Raw genomic sequence first — 18,724 nt, forward strand, 5'->3', positions numbered from 1 at the left:
CCTGGCCGAAGTGTCTACGACGCATGTATTTACAGCGCAGTCTGCACCTCCTACCGTGAACGTTCCCAGAGCTTGACCACATGGTCATGTCAGACAAGGAGGTCGGGATGACCGTCAAAGGTCCGCGCCGCCTCGTGAGGGCCGCCCTGCTCCTGGCGGCCCTCGCCCTGCCCGCATCCCTGCTCACCACGCCCACCAGCGCCTCCGCCGCGGGCTCACTCACCATGCTCGGCGCCGATGTCTCGACCGCCCAGCGCGCTCTCGACCTCGGGGCCAAGTACTACGACGCGAGCGGCACCGCCAGGGACCCCCTGGACATCCTCAAGCGCCTCGGCGTGAACTACGTCCGCCTGCGCGTCTGGAACAACCCCGCGAGCGGCTACAACAACAAGGCCAAGGTGCTGTCGTACGCGAAGCAAGTGAAGGCCAAGGGGCTGAAGCTGCTGGTCGACTTCCACTACTCGGACACCTGGGCGGACCCCGGCAACCAGAACAAGCCCGCGGCCTGGGCCGGCCACACCATCGGCCAGTTGCAGACCGATGTCTACAACTACACGTACGACGTCTGCAACAGCCTCAAGTCGCAGGGCACCACCCCGGACAGCGTGCAGATCGGCAACGAGATCAACGTCGGCATGCTGTGGAACGAGGGCAAGGTCGTCAACAACGACTTCACCAACCTCTCCCTGCTGCTCAAGTCGGGCTACAACGCGACCAAGGCGTGCAACAGCGGCACCCGGGTGATCATCCACACCGCCGACGCCGACAGTGACGCCAACGCCCGCTGGTTCTACGACGGCATCAAGTCCAAGGGCGTCAACTGGGACATCACCGGGCTGTCGTACTACTGCCCCTGGCACGGCACGATCGCCACCATGGGCGGCGTCGTGGCCGACATGAAGTCCCGTTACGGCAAGGACGTCGTCATCGCCGAGACGGCCTACCCGTTCACCTCGGCCGACGCGGACGGCACCGCCAACTCCATCACCAGCGGCTGTTCCGGGTACCCGCTCAGCTGGCAGGGCCAGGCGGACAACTTCACCGCCGTGCAGAACGCGGCCCGCAGCAACGGCGCGATCGGGGTCTTCTACTGGGAGCCCACCTGGTACGCGGTGACCGGCAACGGCTGGGACCCTGCGAACATCTCGGGCAGCGGCGACGGCTGGGACAACATGGCCGTCTTCAACTGGACCGGCCAGGTGAACCCGAACATCAAGTGGACCCCGTAGGGGGCGACTTCGGACAGCGGCGGCACCGTCCGCGGGCGGTGCCGTTCGTCGTCGCCCCGGCCACCCCGAGCGCCGGGCCCGGCAATCACCCCCCGCCATGAGACCAGTGCGGGGGGTCACATTACTCTGGCGTACCGCCCGACCGAGGGAAGGAAGCCATGGGGGTCCAACTGAACAGCGGCTCGGCAGCCGGCCACGGGTCGCTGGAGTCCATGAGCCTCGAACCGCTCATGACCCGCGACTACGAACGCGATCCGGCGATCGTGTACGAGCGTCTGCGCCGAACCCACGGTCCGGTGGCGCCGGTCGACCTGCTGGGAGTGCCCGTCTGGCTCGTCCTGGGCTACGGGGAGGCGCTGGAGGTGCTCCGGGACGACCACGCGTGGCCGAAGGGGCTGGAGAACTGGCGGGCACGCAGGGAGGGCCGGCTCCCGGCGGACTGGCCGCTGGCCCCCTCGCTGGAAGTCAACCACGTGCTGATCCAGGGCGGCGAGGGCTACCGCGGGCTGAAGGTGGCCTGGGACGCCGCGCTCCGGCCCTTCCAGGACCCCCGGCACCCGGTGGCCAAGCAGCTCAAGGCGAAGATCACCCGGGACGCCGACGAACTGATCACGCTGTTCACCCAGGGCGGCCCCACCGGCTGGGCGGACCTGTCCGCGCAGTTCTCCCGGCCGCTGCCGCTCATGGTCGCCAGCCATCTGCTCGGGTTCCCAGGCTCTCAGCACGACGACGCGCTGATGGACATGTGGCGGGTGCTGGACGCGGGGCCCGACGCGGGACCTGCCCTGGAACGGCTGCTGGCCACGCTGTCGGAGCTCGGCGAGTCGAAGATGAAGGAGCCCGGCGACGACTTCCCGTCCTATCTCCTGGCGTCCCATCCCGGCCTGAGCGTCGAGGAGTTGTCCCGCGAGCTGATGATGCTGCTCGGGATGACCTCGGACCACGTCGGCATCCTGATCTCCAACACGGTCGTCGAGGTCATCACCGGGAACCTGCCCGCGAGCGCCAGCCTGTCGGCCGGGCTGATCCGGGAGACCATGAACCGCGTGGTGATGCAGAAGCCGCCGCTGATCAACTTCGTGCCGCGGTTCCCGCTCGCCGACATGAAGCTGGGCGACTACACGATCGCCGCGGGGGATCCGGTGTGGGTGTCCGTGGGGGCCGCGCACGCGGATCCCGCGTTCGCGGCGAAGGTCTGCCCCGAGTCGACCATCAGCACCCGGGCGCACTTGTCCTGGGGTGCCGGGCCCCGGCAGTGTCCGGCCAGGGAACTGGCCGGTGGGGCGGCGTCGATCGGAGTCAGCAGGCTCTTCGAGCGGCTGTCCGGGCTGGAGTTGTCCCTGCCGGTCGACCAACTGCCCTGGCGGTCATCACCGTTCATGCGCGGGCTGCGTTCACTGCCGGTGCGGTACACCCTCTCGGACGCGCCTGCCCTGCCGGTGCCGCAGGCTCCGCACCCCGCTGCCCCGGCCGGCTCCGACCCGGCCGACGGGGCCGCCGTACGCCCGCGTTCGTCACTGTGGCGCTATCTGGCGGGGCTGGTGCGCGGACGGTGACCCGAGGCTGAGCAGCGCCGGAGCGGGCCGTGGACTCGGACGAGTGCGGGGCCCGCTCCGGGGTGTGGCGTGCGGTCGGCCGACCGGAGGGGTGCGGGTCGGAGGGGTGCGGATCGGTCGGCCGACCGGAGGGGTGCGGGTCGGAGGGGTGCGGATCGGTCAGCCGACCGGAGGGGTGCGGATCGCGGCGATGTCGAACTGGAGGCGTACCTTCTCGCTGACCATCGCGCCGCCCTCGGCGAGCTTGCTGTCGTAGGTCAGGCCCCAGTCGGAGCGGTTGATGGTCGTGGTGCCGTCGAAGCCGGCGCGCTGGTAGCCGAACGGGTCGGTGACATGGCCTATGTAGGTCAGTTCCAGGACCACGGGGCGGGTGGCCGCCTTGATGGTGAGATCACCGGTCATCCGGTAGACGTCGGGGCCGGCGACCTCGACGGAGGTGCTGGCGAACCGCATGCGCGGATACCGCGCGGAGTCCAGGAAGTCGCGTCCCACCAGGTGGGCGTCCCGCTGCTCGACCCCGGTGTCGACACTGCCGGTGGACACGATGATCTCCGCCTGGGAGGCGGACGGGTCGCGGCCGTCGAAGTAGAGGCGGCTCTGGTACTCCAGGAAGGCGCCCCGCACGGTGGTGACCATCGCGTGGCGTACGGAGAAGCCGATCCTGCTGTGCGCGGGGTCGATGGCCCACTCCCCTGTCAGGGCCGCCAGTCCGGGGTTCGGAAGGACGGCTGTGGCAGTGGCCGACGACCCGGTGGGGGGTGCGGAGGCGTCAGCGGGTTCCGAGCGGCGGAACATGGTGCCACGGTTGAACAAGTTCATGCACCACGTAATTACTGCACGGGAGTTGTCTCCGCAAGGCTTGATCCTCCGGAGACGAAATATCCACGGGTTCACCACACCCTTCGCCGAAAAGTGGAAAGCGGCTAGTCGGCGCCGACGAGACTGCGTACTTCGAAGTCCTCATATGTCTCCTTCGGTTCGGGACGGCCGAGTACCGAACCGAGCCAGCCGAGAAGGAAGCCGGCCGGGATGGAGACGATTCCGGGATTCTGCAAGGGGAACCAGGCGAAATCGGCGTCCGGGTAGAGCGAGGCGGGCACGGCGGAGACGACCGGGGAGAACACGACGAGAACGACCGAGCAGAGCAGGCCCCCGCAGAGACTGAGGAGTGCGCCCTGCGCGGTGAAGCGCCGCCAGAAGAGGCTGAAGACGAGGGTGGGCAGGATGGCGGAGGCCGCGATGGCGAAGGCCAGGAAGGCGAGCGTCGCTGAGTTGGCGCCCCACGAGACCAGGGCGAGCAGCATGCCGAGGACGCCGATGACGGCGGCCGCGAGCCGGGCCACGGCCAGTTCCTCCGTCTCGGTCGCCCTGCCCCGGCGGATCACCTCGCCGTAGAGGTCGTGAGCCAGGGAGGAGGCGGCGGCCAGGGTCAGGCCGGCGGCGACCGCGAGCAGGGTGACGAAGGCGAGGCAGGACAGCAGGGCGGTCAGCACGGCGCCGCCGAGGTCGTGCGCCAGGAGCAGGACGGCGGCGTTGCCCGTGCGGTCGTTGCGGGCGATGGTCTCGCTGCCCAGGACGGCGGTGGCGCCGAGACCGAGGATCCCGGCCGCCAGGCAGACGAGGCTGACCAGGCCCATCGCCCAGACCACCGAGGTACGCAGGACGTCGACCGACTTCGGCGCGAGCAGCCGCATCATGACGTGCGGGAGGGCGGCGAGGCCGAGCACGATCGCCAACTGGAGGCTGAGGAAGTCGAGTTTGCTGGTGACGCCGGCGCCGTAGCGCAGGCCGGGTTCCAGGAACCGCGTGCCCTGTCCGCTGTTGTCCGCGGCGGCGGCCAGCAGGTTCCCGATGTTCCAGTCGAAGCGGTGGAGCACCATCACGGCGGTCACGGTGACGCCGGAGATGAGCATGACCGCCTTGACGACCTGGATGAAAGTGGCTCCGGGCATGCCGCCGATGGCCGCGTAGACGATGACGACGGTGCCGATGACGACGACGCACAGGGCACGGGTGGCGGGACTGGGTTCACCGGTGAACTGCGTCAACAGAGCTACGCTGCCGACGAGTTGGGCGACCAGGTAGAGGACGGTGATGGTCAGCGTGCACAGCGCCAGGGCGAGCCGGACCGGCCGCTGCATACGGGAGAGGCGGGTGGCCAGGGTGTCGCCGAGGGTGAACCTGCCGGTGTTGCGCAGGGGTTCGGCGATCAGCAGCAGGACCATCATCCAGGCGACGGCGGTGCCGCACAGGTAGAGCAGTCCGTCGTAGCCGGTCAGGGCGACCAGGCCGGTGCTGCCGAGGAGGGTCGCGGCCGAGAGGTAGTCGCCGCACATGGCCAGGCCGTTGCGCAGCGGGGACATGGTGCGGTTGCCGAGGTAGAACTCACCGATCTCGTCGCGCTGGGGCGCGGTGAGCAGTGCGGTGAACAGGGTGACGACGACCACGGACAGGAACAGGACCAGAGTCAGCTGGAGGCTGAGGCGGTCCACGACGGAGGCGCCGACCCTCACCACGGGCGGAACTCCGCACCGCGCCGGGTGGTGCGCTCCTCGAAGGCACCGCGCGGGGTGATGCCTTCCTGGAAGGCGCCGTGCTGGGTGAGGCCTTCCTGGAAGGAGCTGTGCCGGCTGGCGCGTTCCTGGAAGGAGCTGTGCCGGCTGGCGCGTTCCTGGAAGGAGCTGTGCCGGCGGCGCGCGCTCTCATGGTGGCGAGCCAGGCCGCGCAGACCGCGCACCACCGGCGTGACGTCGGTGCGCACATGGACGAGGTAACGCCACACGATCAGGCCCATCAGCACGAACTGCCCGAGCCCCAGGGCCAGTCCGACCGTGAGGTGGCCGCTGAGGGAGGTGTTCATCAGGCCGGGCAGGAAGCTGGACAGCAGGACGTACAGGAGGAATCCGCCGACGGCGAGGGCGGTGGCCCGGACCCCGAACCGGCGGTGGGTGCGGCGCAGCTCCTGGTACGCGGGCAGGCCGGACACCGACTGCCGCTCTCCGTCGGAACCGCCTTCGGGACCTGTCTCAGAGGGGAACGGCGGCCCGCCGAACCCCGGGGAATGCCGTGACACATGCACCTTCTTTACTGCCGTGCCGGTCGTCCGGCAAAGGCACGCCGAAGCTGTGCTCAGAGCGGACTTGTGGGGGGACGTGAATCCGGAATTCACGGGATGGAATTGCATGCCTGAGGAGGGGCCTTGTGGGGCTGACGGCCGAGGGGTCGGGGTGACGACGTGGCCGGGACCGGGATTGTTGCAGCGCCCCCATTGAACTATCAACCGGCCGGTCGAACCCGATCGGGAAACTGACTCATTCCTGTGCTCCGACCGATGGAGGCGCCTTCCCGGGGCCTGCGAAAAGGCGGGCCCCCGGAACAGGTCTGCACCTTCTCCCCGGCCAGGTTGGCTCAAATGCGGCGCCCACGGCACGGTCCGCCGTTCACCGGTGCTTGTCACTCACGGAGCAAGGCCGGCCTCCCGGGACTCACCTCGCGCAAACAGAACGGCGTAGGGCTCGGCAGCACCTGGGGGCGCTGCCATATTCGAAGGCCACTTCGGAGGTGGCAGTGACAGTAGAGGTGACGACGACACGCCTGCCCGACCGCACCGCCGACCGCGTTCTCGCACTGGAGGCCCGCCAGGCACGGGCCGTCGCCGGGAACAGACCCAGAAAGCGGGGCAAGTTCAGTGCGCGGGAGCGGATCGACCTGCTCCTGGACCCCGGTTCGTTCACCGAGACCGGCCTGTTCGTGCGGGCCCGGCCGACCGGGGACGGCGCGGACCGCCCCTACGGGGACGGCGTGATCACCGGGTGCGGCACGATCGACGGCCGCCCCGTCTGTGTCTTCTCACAGGACTCCACGGTGTTCGGCGGCAGCATGGGTGAGGCCTTCGGTGAGAAGACGGTGGCCCTCATGGACCTGGCGCTTCGGACCGGGTGCCCGGTGATCGGGCTCAACGACGGTGGCGGCGCCCGCATCCAGGAGGGGGTCGCCTCCCTCGCCCTCTACGCCGAGCTGGTGCGCCGCAACGTCCAGGCCTCCGGGGTGATCCCGCAGATCTCGGTCGTCCTCGGGCCGTGTGCCGGCGGGGCCGCCTACTCCCCCGCCATCACCGACTTCACGGTGATGGTGGACGGCGCCTCGCATATGTTCGTCACCGGGCCCGACGTGATCGAGGCGGTCACCGGGGAACGCACCAGCGCCGAGGAACTGGGCGGCGCCCGCACCAGCAACTCCCTCAGCGGCAACGCCCACTTCCTCGCCGCGGACGAGACCGAGGCCCTGGACACCGTACGGGAGCTGCTGTCGTACCTGCCCGTCAACAACCTGGAGCGGCCGCCGCAGTACGCCCCCCTGCCGCCGCCCACCGACATCCCGCTCGACGAGATCGTGCCGGACCGGCTCGGGCAGGCCTACGACATGCGGGACATCCTGCGGGCCGTCGTCGACGACGGTGAACTCCTGGAGGTCCAGGAGCTGTTCGCACCCAACATCATCTGCGCGCTGGCGCTCGTCGAGGGCATGTCCGTCGGGGTGGTCGCCAACCAGCCCGCGCACGCGGCCGGGGTGCTGGACATCGACGCCTCGGAGAAGGCGGCGCGGTTCGTACGGTTCTGCGACGCGTTCGGCATTCCGCTGCTGACCTTCGCCGACGTGCCGGGCTATCTGTCCGGGGTCCGGCAGGAGCAGGCCGGGATCATCCGCCGCGGTGCCAAGCTGCTGTACGCCTACGCAGAGGCGACCGTCCCCAAGGTGACCGTGGTGATCCGCAAGGCCTACGGCGGCGGGTACGCGGTGATGGGCTCCAAGCATCTGGGCGCCGACATCAACCTCGCCTGGCCGACCGCACGGATCGCGGTGATGGGCGCCGAGGGCGCGGTGGGCGTCCTGCACCGGCGCGACATCGCCGCCGCCGAGGACCCCGAGGCGCTGCGGGCCGAACTCGTCGCCGCGTACGAGGACACCCACGGCACGCCCTACCCCGCCGCCGAGCGCGGCTACGTCGACGCCGTCATCGCCCCGCGCGACACCCGCGCCCACATCTGCCGCGCGCTGCGAGCCCTGCGCGGCAAGCGTGCCCCGATGCCGGAGCGCCGGCACGGCAACATCCCGCTCTGACCCGTCTCGCGAGGAGACCTGCCCGATGGACAGCCGCCGTCCCCCGCTCGCCCCCGCGTTCCGCACGCTCCCGGAGTACCTGCGGCACTGGGCCGAGGCCACGCCCGACCGACGGGCGTTCACCTTCGTCGACCACCCTGCCCCGGACTCGCGGGGCGTCCACCGCACCCTGACCTGGCGCCGGCTGGACCTACGGGTCCGTGCCGTGGCCGCGCGCCTCGCGGAGGAGGCCGGGCCCGGAGCCCGGGTGGCGCTGCTGTGCCCCCAGGGGCTGGAGTACGTCACCGGGTTCCTGGCGGCGCTCAGCGCGGGCCTGGTCGCCGTACCCCTGTATCCGCCGGGTCTGCCCGGCCAGGACGACCGGCTCACGGCGGTCCTGGCCGACGCGCGCCCGGCTGTGATCCTGACGACCAGCCGACACCTTGAGCAAGTAAGGGAGTTGGGCGAGCGGATCGTCGCGGTGGACCAGGTGCCGGACGCCGCCGCGAGCGACCGGGAACCGGCCGGCGGCGAGATCGCCTACCTCCAGTACACCTCGGGGTCCACCCGCACCCCGGCGGGTGTGGAGATCGGGCACACCAACGTCGTCGCCAACGCCTGCCAGGCACTGACGGCCTACGGCGCCGACGTCCATCCGGTGACCTGTGTCGGCTGGCTGCCGCTCTACCACGACATGGGGCTCGTGCTGAGCGTGGCCGCCCCGGTCGTGCGGGGACTGCTGTCGGTGCTCATGGACCCGGTGGCCTTCCTGCACGAACCCGCGCGCTGGCTACGGCTGTTGTCCGCCCACCCGCGGGCGCTCAGCGCGGCCCCCAACTTCGCCTACGACTACTGCGCCTCCGCGGTGACCGACGCGCAGAAGGCGGAGCTGCGGCTGGACGGCGTCTTCGCACTCCTCAACGGCAGCGAACCGGTCCGCCCCACCACGGCCGACCGCTTCCAGGCGGCCTTCGCCGGGCAGGGGCTCGCCGCGGGGACGCACTGTCCCTCGTACGGCCTCGCGGAGGCGACCGTCTTCGTCAGCGCCGCCGGGCCCGGGCAACCGTTGCGCCGGTTCGCGCTCGACCGGGACGCGCTCGCCGAGGGCAAGGCGCTGCCCGCGCGTCCCGACGATCCCAGGGCGGTACTGCTGGCGGGTTGCGGTGCCCCGGCGGGACAGCGGATCCGGATCGCCGACCCCGTCTCCCAGGCCGTCCTGCCCGAGGGCGAGGTCGGGGAGATCCAGGTGCGGGGTCCCAACGTGGGCCGCGGCTACTGGAACCACGAGGAGCAGTCCCGGCGGGTCTTCGGCGCCGACGGCTGGCTGCGCACCGGTGATCTCGGGACGGTCCTGGAAGGCCAGTTGCTCGTCACCGGCCGGCTCAAGGACCTGATCGTGGTCGACGGCCGCAACCACTACCCGCAGGACGTGGAGGCCACCGTCCAGGACACGCATCCGGCGCTGCGGCGGGACCGGCTCGCCGCGTTCGGGGTGGCGGGCGGCTCGGGCGAGCGGGTGGTCGTGGTGGCCGAGCACACCCGGACCACCAGCCTCGCCGAACTCGACGTGCCGGCTCTGGTGCGGGCGGTGCGGGCGGCCGTGTCGGCACGGCACGGGCTGCGGCTCGCCGACGTCGTCCTGGTGGCGCCGGGCACCGTGCCCCGCACGTCCAGCGGCAAGGTGTCGCGGGCTCTGACCCGGGAGCGGTACCTGGCGGGGACCTACGCGGTGGGCGGTGCCGGGTGAGAGCCGTGGACGCGGGCGCGGTGCGCCGGCTGGTGGTGGAGCGGGTCGCGGAGTGGACCGGGACGCCGGCAGCCGAGGTGCCGATGGACCGGCCGATGGCGGATCTCGGGATGGCCTCGCGGGACGCGGTCGTGCTGGCCGGCGAACTGTCCCGGCTGACCGGACGCGAGTTGCCGGCGACGCTGCTGTGGGAGGCGCCGACCGGGGAGGCGCTGGTGGCGCATTTGTGCGGCAGGGCACCCGGGCCCGGACGGGCATCGGTCGCGGACACCGGCCCCGGACCGGCCTCGACCTCGACATCCGGCCCCGGAGCGGCCTCGGTCTCGGCACCCGGCCCCGGACCGGCCTCGCTCGCGGCACCCGCAGGGGCCTCCCCCGGCGAGCCCGTCGCCGTCATAGGCCTCGGCTGCCGGCTGCCCGGCGGGGTCCACGGACCGGGCGACTACTGGCGGCTGCTGACCGAGGGGGTCGACGCGATCCGGCGGGTGCCCGAGGACCGCTGGCGCGACTTCGGCGCCTTCCCGCCCGAGGACGCGCTCCCCTACGGCGGCTACCTCGACGACATCGCCGGGTTCGACGCGGACTTCTTCCGGATCAGCCCGCGCGAGGCCGCCGTGATGGACCCGCAGCAGCGGATCCTCCTGGAGGTCGTCCACGAGACGCTGGCGCACGCCGCCGTCCCGGCCGCCTCCCTCGCGGGCACCGCCACCGGCGTCTTCGTCGGGGTCTCGGCGCCGGAGTACGGCACCCTCACCGGCGCCGACCCCTCGGCCGTGGATCCCTGGGCGCCGGCGGGCGGCGCGCTGAGCGTGACCGCGGGCCGGCTGTCGTACGTCCTGGACGCCCGGGGGCCCAGCATGGCCGTCGACACCGCCTGCTCCTCCTCGCTGGTCGCCGTGCACCACGCCTGCGTGAGCCTGCGCACCGGCGAGAGCGACACGGCGATCGCCGCGGGCGTCAACCTGCTGCTCTCCCCCGCCGTCACCGTGGCGTTCCGGCGGGCCGGCGCCCTCGCGCCGGACGGCCGCTGCAAGCCGTTCTCGGCGGACGCGGACGGCATCGGACGCGGAGAGGGCTGCGCGGCCGTCCTGCTGAAGCGGCTGTCGGACGCCGAGCGCGACGGCGACCGCGTGCTCGCCGTCATCCGCGCCACCGCCGTCAACTCCGACGGCCGCTCCAACGGCCTCCTCGCCCCCAACCCGGCTGCCCAGCAAGCCCTGTTGGCCTCCGCCTACGCGCGGGCGGGGCTGTCCCCGGCGCTCATCGACTACGTCGAGGCGCACGGCACCGGCACCCCGCTCGGCGACCCCATCGAGGCGGGCGCCCTGGGTGCCGTGCTCGGCGCGGACCGCGACCCCGACCAGCCGCTGCTGCTGGGCTCCGTGAAGTCGAACCTGGGGCACCTGGAGTCGGCCGCGGGCATCGCCGGGCTGGTCAAGACGGTCCTCTCCCTGCACCACGACGTCATCCCGCCGTCCCTGCACTGCTCGGGGGGCAGCGCCCTGGACGACGTACGGCTGCGGGTGGTGTCCGAGGGCGAGCCCTGGCCGCGCTACGGCGGTACGGCCACCGCCGGGGTCTCCGGATTCGGGTTCGGCGGCACCAACGCCCATGCGGTGCTGGAGGAATGGCGTCCCGGCGTGCTGCCCGCGCGCCCGGCCGAGGAGCCCGGCGCCCGGCTCCACGTCCTGTCCGACGTGGACGAGGAGCGGCTGCGGGACACCGCGGCCCGGCTCGCCGACTGGCTGCGTACGGCCTCCGCGCACCCGGCCGACGTGGCCCGCACCCTGGCCGGACGGGCGGGACGCGGGAGTGTGCGGGCGGCCGTGGTCGCCCGGGACCGCGCGGAACTGGCCGACGGACTGGACGCGTTGGCGCGGAGAGACACACCAGGGGCGTCGGCACACGGGCCGGTCGTCACCGGCGGCCGTGATCTCGTCGGGCGGGGTCCGGTGTGGGTGTTCTCCGGGTACGGCAGCCAATGGGCCGGGATGGGGCGCCGGCTGCTGGCCGAGGAACCCGCCTTCGCCGCCGCGGTGGAGAAGCTCGACGCGGAGTGCGGGCTGTCCCTGTACGAACGGCTCGCGTCGGGGTGCGCACTCGACCGGCTGGAGGTGGCCCAGCCCGTCCTCTTCGGACTCCAGGTGGCACTCGCCGAGCTGTGGCGTTCCTACGGCGTCGAGCCCGCCGCCGTCATCGGCCACTCCCTGGGCGAGGTCGCCGCCGCGGTGTGCGCGGGCGGCCTCGACGTGTCGGAAGGCGCCCGGATCGTCGCCGTCAGGGCCCGGCTGCTGAGCGGGTTGCAGGGCGGGGCCATGGCGGTCGTCGACCTGGAGGACGACGAACTCGTTCTCCTGGAAAGGGACTTCCCCGGTGTGCACGTCGCGGTCCACTCCTCGCCGGGGCAGAAGGTCGTCACCGGGGAGGAGCCGGCGGTGGCGCGGTTCGTGCGGTGGCTGGAGGGGCAGGGCAGGGCGGCCCGGTCCATGCGGGTCGTCGGAGCCGGTCACTCACCCCAAGTCGACCCCCTTCTAAAGGAGTTGACCACGTCTCTGGCCGACGTCGGCGGCCGTGCGCCGCACGTCCCCGTCTACTCCACCGTCCTGGACGATCCGCGCGACGGCAGTGTCTTCGACGCCGCTCACTGGGCCGCGAACCTGCGCCGGCCCGTACGGCTGGACCGGGCCGTCACCGCGGCCGCGGCCGACGGCCACTCCGTGTTCCTCGAGATCTCGCCGCACCCGGTCCTCGCACGGGCCGTCACCGACACCGCGCCCGGCGCCCTCGCGCTCGGCACGCTCCGGCGGGACGCCGACGGCTGCGCGGACTTCCTCGCGCACCTGGGGGCGCTGTACTGCGCGGGCGGACGGCTGCCGCTGCCCGCGGGGCGGGTCGTCGACCTGCCCGCGCCGCGCTGGAGGCACGTGCGGCACTGGTGGACGGACGGGCGGGGGTCGGCGCCCGCGAGGCCTGCGGCGGGTACGGCTACGGGGGCGCGCATGCGGGTGTCCGCGGATGCGCAAGCCCGGGTGACCTCGGATGCCGGGGCCCGCGCGTCTACGGATAGGCAAGCCCGGGTGACCGCGGATGCCGGAGCCCGCATGCCTGCGGATGCGGAGGCGCGGGGGGCCGCGGATGCTGAAGCCCGAGCGTCCGCAGATGCGGAAGCGCGTGTGTCCGCAGATGCGGTCGCGGCGGCGCCCGCACACCTGCTGGTCAGTGAGGTCGACGCGGCGGAGGACACCTCCCTCGCCCGCCGCCTGTGCCACCACATCGCCGCCGTCACCGGCCACCCCGCCGGACGGATATCCCCCGCCACCGCTCTGGCCAACCTCGGCCTGGACTCGCTGATGGCGGTACGGATCCGCACCGCCCTGGAGCGCGAGTTCGCCGTGCAGCTGCCGCTGCGCGACCTGCTCGGAGCCACCACGGTCCAGGAACTGGCCGACCGGATCCGGCCGGGCGCCGTGCGCCCCCTGCGCGTCACCGGCGACGGTCCCCCGCTCTTCCTCGTGCACGCCGCCGGCGGCACGAGCGAGGTCTACCGGGCCCTGGCCGAACGGCTGGGCGACGACCGGCCCGTGTACGGTCTCGACCGCCTCGAGGACGCCCGCACGGTCACCGAGAAGGCGCGCCGCTACGCCGAGGCCGTCACCTCGGTCCACCCCGACGGGCCGGTCCTGCTGGGCGGTTGGTCCTTCGGCGGTTTCGTCGCCCAGGAGACCGCGCGCCAACTCATCGCAGCCGGACGGGAAGTGGAGCTCGTGGCACTGATCGACTCCGTGCGGCCCCTCCCCCGGCCGGACCGCACACCGGCCGACCGGGTCCGCGCCCACTTCGAGGGGTTCGCCCGGCACGTCTCGGACGTCTACGGGGTCCGGCTGGAGCTGCCTTACGACGAACTCCTCGCGACGGACGACGACGGCGAGCGGATCGACACCGTGCTGGGCATCCTGCGCGCCCGCGCCGACGTGCCCGCCGCCGCGCTGGAGCACCAGCGCTCCTCCTATCTCGACTTGAGGATCGGCGAGGCCCACCGGCCGGGCCGCTACGACGGGCCGGTGGTCCTGTACCGGGCCACGGAACCCGCCCCGCACACCGTTCGCGATCCCGCCTACGAACGCGACGACCGGGCGCTGGGCTGGGACGAGGTGTGCACGCGCCTGACCGTCGTCCCGGTCGCGGGCCACCACCTGTCGCTGCTCGACCCGCCGCACGTCGACGAGATCGCCGCCCACCTGGGGCGAGAACTCGCCGCGAGAACCCGCTCAACGTGATCCGAGGAGAGCCGCCATGCACCGTCGCACCACCGCAGTGTCCCGACGCACCCTCGCCAAGGCCGCGGCCGGTGCCGGGCTGGCCGCCCTGATCGGCGCCCGGCCCGCCTCCGCGCTCTCGTCACGCACGATCGACGTGTCCGTGTCCTCCGCCGCGCTCGGTCGCAGCGCGCCGGTGCGGCTGATCCTGCCCAGCAGCTTCGCCGCCCAGCCCACCCGGACCTACCCGGTGCTGTACCTGCTGCACGGGGCCCACGACGACTACACGTCCTGGACCCGGGAGACGGACATCGAGGCCTTCACCGCGGGCCGGGACCTGATCGTCGCGATGCCCGACGCGGGCCCCACCGGCATCCCCACCGACTGGCGCGACGGACCCGACTACGAGACCTTCCAGCTGACCGAGCTGCCCGCGCTGCTCGCCCGCGATTACCGGGCCTCCGGGGTACGGGCCGTTGCCGGGGTCTCCACCGGCGGCTACGGCGCCATGGCGCACGCGGCCAGACACCCGGGCCTGTTCACCGCGGCGGCCTCCTACAGCGGCATCCTCGACACCCTGGCACCCGGTGTGCCGGCCCTGATGGACGCCATCGTGGCCCGGGAGAACCTGGCGCCGGCCTCGCTGTGGGGCAGTCCGATCCTCAACCTGCTCACCTGGCTCGACTTCAACCCGCGCTCCCGCGGCACCGGGCTGCGCGGCACCGCCCTGTACGTCTCCCAGGGCAGCGGGCTCGCGGGCGGCGCCGGCGACTGGCTGCCGGAAGCACTGGAGAGCGCCCTGTGGCCCTCCGCGCACGCCTTCACCGACGCCCTCGCGCTGCTGCGCGTCCCGGTCACCACGCACTTCTACTCAGGCGGAGGACACAGCTGGGCTTACTGGAAGCAGGAGTTCACCTCGTCGTGGCCGATGCTCGCGCGGGGTCTGGGGGTGCCGGTGTGATGTCGGTACCGTCGGGTCACGGAACGCAACGCAGGGGACGTCCGTCCAACACAGGACTTACCCCTCGCCCCACGGGCAACGGCCCGAGGGTGAGCCGCTTCCGGGTGAAAGGAGGGCCCCCCTTGGCCAGCCCCGCCCCGCACGGTGTACCGGAGGGCCGCGGTGCTCCCGCGATGCCGCCCGATCTGGCCGACCTGCTGCGCGCCCAGTTGGAGGAGGTCGCCGACGAGGTCGAGGAGGAGGTCCGCCGGCAGGTGCCCGAGTACGCCCGCCCCGCCGACGGGACCTACCGGGAGCACCTGAGAGCCGGGGTCGTGCAGGCGCTCACGCTGTTCGTCGACCACATCGCCGACCCGCGTGGCCGCGGGGACGCCATCGCGGCGACGTACTACGAACTCGGGCGGGGCGAGGCCCTGGAGGGGCGCAGCCTGGACGCCCTCCAGTCCGCGCTGCGGGTGGGCGGCCTGCACGCCTGGCGGCTGATGGGCCGCACCGCGGAGGAGCTGGGCCTGGACACCGCCGTCGTCACCGCGCTGGGCGAACTCGCCTTCCGTACCGTGCACGAGGTCGCCGAGGCGGCCGCCGCCGGATACTCCGAGGCCCGCGCGCAGCACACGGACGAGCTGGAACGGCGGCGCAGACGGCTCCTTGACCTGCTCCTCGGCGACGGGCCCGTGGCGCCGGCGGCGGTGCAGGACCTGGCGCACGGTGCCCGGTGGTCGGTGCCGAAGCAGGTCGCGGTGGTCGCGCTGGCGGCCACCCCGGACCAACGGGTGGAGGAGTGGCCGCTGGCCACCGCCGGGGCACTGGTGGACATGGACTCGCGGCCCCCGCGGATGCTGATCCCCGACCCGGACGGCCCCGGCCGATCAGGCAGCCGGGCCTTCGGGCTCGCGCTGCGCGGACGGCCGGCCGCCATCGGCCCGACCGTGCCGGTCGCGGAGGCCGCCCAGTCGCTGCGCTGGGCCACCCGGGCCCTCGGTCTGATGGGACGCGGACTGCTGCCCCGGCAAGGGGTGGTGCGCTGCGCGGACCACCTGTCGACACTCCTGCTGCACAGCGACGAACCGATGCTCGGCCGGCTGCGGGCGCGGGCGCTTGCGCCGCTCGACGCGGTCTCGGAGGGACAGCGCGAGCGCCTCGCCGAGACCCTTCTCGCCTGGCTGCTCAGCGGCAGCAACGTGCCGGAGGTCGCCACCCGTCTTCATGTCCATCCGCAGACCGTGCGCTATCGGCTGCGTCAGCTGGACAAGGTGTTCGGCGCGGCGCTGCACGATCCCGGCGCGCGTCTGGATCTCATCCTGGCACTCACCACGGCACAAAAGAACGAGGAATTCCTGAATTCCCGTCCATAACAGGTCCGTCGCTCAAGCGAATACGTTCGGGACATCCTTTCCACAGGCGTTTAACACGCCCCACCCGCAAAGGATCCCCCCATGCGTATTCGCTTGTGCCTCGCGGCACTCTCTCTCGTCGGCGGGGCCACGGTGGCCACCGTCACGGCGCCGTCCGCGACTGCCGCGGCCTGCTCGGACTTCGACGTCGTCGCAGCTCGCGGCACGTTCGAGCCGGGCACGCTCGGCTTCATCGTCGGCGACCCGGTGTTCTCGGCCCTGCAAGGGAAACTGACGGGCCGGAACCTGTCGAGCTACCGGGTGAACTATCCCGCGGACCTTTCCCCCACCTCGGCCGCGCAGGGCAACGCCGATCTGGTGAACCACGTGAAAAGCCAGGCGTCCACGTGTCCGAACCAGCGTTTCATTCTGGTCGGCTATTCGCAGGGCGCGAATGTCGTCGACAATTCCCTCGGCATCAGCAGCGCGGGCGCGGTGGTGGGCAGTCCCATCGTGGCCACGCTGCCCGCCGCGGTGGAGCCGAAGGTCGCCGCGGTGCTGTTGTTCGGCAACCCCATCCGGGCCATCGGCAAGAGCGTCACCGGCACGTACCAGAGCCGCACCATCGACTTCTGCGCCAAGGGCGACCCGGTGTGCGAGGCGGGCGGCAACGACACCCTGGCGCACCTCGGTTACACCGCGAACGCGGACGCGGCGGCGGCTTTCGCGGCGGGCAAGGTCTGAGTCCTGACTGGCGCCTCGGTACGGGAGGAAGGGCCCGGGAGTCGAACTCCCGGGCCCTTCCTCTCTGTTGGCCACTACCGGGGATCGCGGGCGAACTCCGTCAGCGCGGTGGACACCGGCTCGGGCCGGCCGTTGTTCTGCACCGGCGCCGCGGTCAGCACGTCGAGGTGCTGGTAGCCGTCCGCGACCACGGGGTGCAGATCGGCGGGGATGCGGCCCGCGAGCAGCCCGTCGCCCGCGAGAACCGTGAGCGTCGGGCGTGCGGTGAGCCCGTCGGGGTGCACGACGAGCCGCTTCACCTGCGGGGAGGTGGACAGTTCGAGGTCGGTGACGAGCTTGGTCGGGAAGTACTGCTCGGTGAAGTCCAGCGGCTGCGTGCCCATGCTGCGCGCCAGTTCCTGGATGTCGGTCACCTCCTTCCCGGCGGCGGTGAAGGGTGTTCCGTCCGAAGACCTGTACCCGGGGTCGTCGGCGTCGCCGATCCGGTCGTAGTTGCGCCAGGTGTAGAGCGGGCCGTGCGGTTCGGCGGGGATGGCCTTGTACTCGGCGCCGAAGAGACCTGGCTGTGCCGAACTCCCGTTGGTGACGGGGAAGTTCTTGTCGGTGACCGGTCCGCCGTCGAAGAAGCCCACGCTGCTCTGGAGGAAGGCCAGCGGGACGGACTGGTCGTCCATGAGCGCGCCGAGCACGGCCTCGTTGGTGAGCCGGAAGTCCTTCACGGTGGGTGAACCGGTGAGGAAGGTGGCGGTGTCCCTGGAGAACAGGAACCGGTTGGTGGCCTCGATGTTGGTGTTCCGGGGCAGGTAATCCGGCAGGTCGGACTCGCCGTCCGGATCCTGTACGGCCCCCACGCCGGCGATGGCGAGCAGGGTCATGGTCTCGGGGTTGAGCAGCACGGGCGCGGACAGGGAGCGCGGGAAGAGGCCGCTGTCGAGTCCGACCTGGACGACGCCGTAGCCGAGGCCGATGTCGGGCAGGCCGGTGTCGTCCGGGATGCTGCCGCTCAGGTCGCCGAGCGAGGTGGAGACGGTGGTGTCGAGGGCGAAGTACCCGGCGCACTGGTTCTGGCCGGCGTCGGCGGTGGTGGCGGGGTCGCCGTCGAAGTCGGCGGTGGCGAAGTAGCCGGTGATGACCCCGCCGAGCGAGTGCCCGCCGCACAGCACCTTGTCCTTGCGGACCTTCTGGTCGGGCAACTCGGCGGCGAGCAGGTCGTACTGGTCCCGGACGGTCTGCTCGATGCCGAGGCGGGCCATCCAGCCGAGCCGGCCGTCGCCGACGAATCCGGCGAAGGTGCGGCCCGCGACCTGCTTGCCCCGGTAGTAGTAGTCGACGGCGGTGTGCTGGTCGCCGGAGGCGGTTCCGGTGTGGTCCTCCAGGCAGTTGGAGCGCCGGTCCAGGGCCCAGAACTCGAGGTGCCGGCCCTGCTGGGCGGAGCGGGTGACGGTGTTGCGGGCGACGCTGTCGAAGGCTCCGGCGCCCTCCAGGATGCCGGGCTGGGCGACGAGGACCCGGTCGGCGTCGGCCGACGAGGCCGGGCCCGCGGAGGACCGGTAGCGCAGGTACGACAGCCAGTCGCACGCCGCGGGCCGGGCCCCGAAGGACGCCGGAAGGGGTGCCTTCACGCGGACGACGGTCTCGGTCACACCGCCGCTCGATCCGACGGCCGTCTCGGTGCGCGCACTCTCGGCGGACGCCGGCCCGGTGGCCGTCCCGGTGAACGCCCCGGTGGTCAGCAGCACCGCCAGCGCCGCGGTACGCCACGTTCCTGCTCTGCTGCGACTCGTGTTCATGCCGGGA

Annotated in this window: 12 protein-coding genes; 8 read left to right on the forward strand and 4 right to left on the reverse strand. The window is 72.1% G+C overall.

What is annotated here, in order from left to right; all coding sequences use genetic code 11:
- The first annotated feature begins 107 nt into the window (after positions 1-107).
- Both IF54_RS0131880 and IF54_RS0131885 read left to right on the forward strand, forming a co-directional pair.
- The gene (locus IF54_RS0131880) at positions 108-1,229 is read left to right on the forward strand and encodes a glycoside hydrolase family 53 protein (RefSeq protein WP_030325089.1); all 1,122 of its coding nucleotides are present in this window, start codon (positions 108-110) and stop codon (positions 1,227-1,229) included.
- A 158-nt stretch (positions 1,230-1,387) separates the two neighbouring features.
- Positions 1,388-2,785, forward strand: coding sequence for a cytochrome P450 (locus tag IF54_RS0131885; protein WP_030325091.1), 1,398 nt, complete (start codon positions 1,388-1,390; stop codon positions 2,783-2,785).
- 159 nt (positions 2,786-2,944) lie between these two features.
- Here IF54_RS0131885 and IF54_RS0131890 read toward each other — a convergent pair whose 3' ends face one another.
- The 3 genes from IF54_RS0131890 to IF54_RS41625 all read right to left on the reverse strand — a co-directional run bounded on the left by IF54_RS0131890 (position 2,945) and on the right by IF54_RS41625 (position 5,771).
- Entirely contained in the window at positions 2,945-3,604 is a 660-nt protein-coding gene (locus IF54_RS0131890) for a YceI family protein (RefSeq protein WP_030325097.1), read from the reverse strand.
- A gap of 104 nt (positions 3,605-3,708) precedes the next feature.
- On the reverse strand, positions 3,709-5,301 hold the full coding sequence (locus tag IF54_RS0131895) for a cation acetate symporter (protein ID WP_030325098.1): 1,593 nt from the start codon (positions 5,299-5,301) through the stop codon (positions 3,709-3,711).
- Positions 5,295-5,771: a DUF485 domain-containing protein gene (locus IF54_RS41625; RefSeq protein WP_199821270.1), complete on the reverse strand. Its 477-nt coding sequence runs from the start codon at positions 5,769-5,771 to the stop codon at positions 5,295-5,297. The genes IF54_RS0131895 and IF54_RS41625 overlap by 7 nt, the downstream gene beginning before the upstream one ends.
- A 581-nt stretch (positions 5,772-6,352) precedes the next feature.
- Here IF54_RS41625 and IF54_RS0131905 point away from each other — a divergent pair.
- The 6 genes from IF54_RS0131905 to IF54_RS0131930 all read left to right on the forward strand — a co-directional run bounded on the left by IF54_RS0131905 (position 6,353) and on the right by IF54_RS0131930 (position 16,927).
- On the forward strand, positions 6,353-7,906 hold the full coding sequence (locus tag IF54_RS0131905; RefSeq protein WP_234439116.1) for an acyl-CoA carboxylase subunit beta: 1,554 nt from the start codon (positions 6,353-6,355) through the stop codon (positions 7,904-7,906).
- A gap of 25 nt (positions 7,907-7,931) precedes the next feature.
- Complete coding sequence (locus tag IF54_RS0131910) at positions 7,932-9,632, forward strand: fatty acyl-AMP ligase (RefSeq protein ID WP_030325101.1); 1,701 nt, start codon at positions 7,932-7,934, stop codon at positions 9,630-9,632.
- On the forward strand, positions 9,629-13,909 hold the full coding sequence (locus tag IF54_RS0131915; protein WP_030325103.1) for a type I polyketide synthase: 4,281 nt from the start codon (positions 9,629-9,631) through the stop codon (positions 13,907-13,909). Before IF54_RS0131910 ends, IF54_RS0131915 begins: the two co-directional genes overlap by 4 nt.
- A gap of 16 nt (positions 13,910-13,925) precedes the next feature.
- Complete coding sequence (locus IF54_RS0131920) at positions 13,926-14,849, forward strand: alpha/beta hydrolase (protein ID WP_030325105.1); 924 nt, start codon at positions 13,926-13,928, stop codon at positions 14,847-14,849.
- Between the two features lie 122 nt (positions 14,850-14,971).
- A complete protein-coding gene (locus tag IF54_RS0131925) occupies positions 14,972-16,204 on the forward strand; it encodes a PucR family transcriptional regulator (protein ID WP_030325107.1) in 1,233 nt (410 codons plus the stop codon).
- 81 nt (positions 16,205-16,285) lie between these two features.
- On the forward strand, positions 16,286-16,927 hold the full coding sequence (locus IF54_RS0131930) for a cutinase family protein (RefSeq protein ID WP_030325110.1): 642 nt from the start codon (positions 16,286-16,288) through the stop codon (positions 16,925-16,927).
- 74 nt (positions 16,928-17,001) lie between these two features.
- On the opposite strand, the gene IF54_RS0131935 is transcribed toward IF54_RS0131930, so the two are convergent.
- Positions 17,002-18,717 (reverse strand): hypothetical protein, encoded by a 1,716-nt coding sequence (locus IF54_RS0131935; protein ID WP_051735613.1) that lies wholly within the window; start codon positions 18,715-18,717, stop codon positions 17,002-17,004.
- Between the last annotated feature and the right edge of the window lie 7 nt (positions 18,718-18,724).

It is taken from the genome of Streptomyces sp. NRRL B-3229 (assembly GCF_000719505.1).
Classification (GTDB): Bacteria; Actinomycetota; Actinomycetes; order Streptomycetales; family Streptomycetaceae; genus Streptomyces; species Streptomyces griseorubiginosus.

What these genes read in the sequence shown, in the direction of transcription:
- IF54_RS0131880 (WP_030325089.1), top strand. Translation starts at nt 108, where the DNA reads ATGACCGTCAAAGGTCCGCGCCGCCTCGTGAGGGCCGCCCTGCTCCTG.
- IF54_RS0131885 (WP_030325091.1), top strand. Translation starts at nt 1,388, where the DNA reads ATGGGGGTCCAACTGAACAGCGGCTCGGCAGCCGGCCACGGGTCGCTG.
- IF54_RS0131890 (WP_030325097.1), bottom strand. Translation starts at nt 3,604, where the DNA reads ATGAACTTGTTCAACCGTGGCACCATGTTCCGCCGCTCGGAACCCGCT.
- IF54_RS0131910 (WP_030325101.1), top strand. Translation starts at nt 7,932, where the DNA reads ATGGACAGCCGCCGTCCCCCGCTCGCCCCCGCGTTCCGCACGCTCCCG.
- IF54_RS0131920 (WP_030325105.1), top strand. Translation starts at nt 13,926, where the DNA reads ATGCACCGTCGCACCACCGCAGTGTCCCGACGCACCCTCGCCAAGGCC.
- IF54_RS0131930 (WP_030325110.1), top strand. Translation starts at nt 16,286, where the DNA reads ATGCGTATTCGCTTGTGCCTCGCGGCACTCTCTCTCGTCGGCGGGGCC.
- IF54_RS0131935 (WP_051735613.1), bottom strand. Translation starts at nt 18,717, where the DNA reads ATGAACACGAGTCGCAGCAGAGCAGGAACGTGGCGTACCGCGGCGCTG.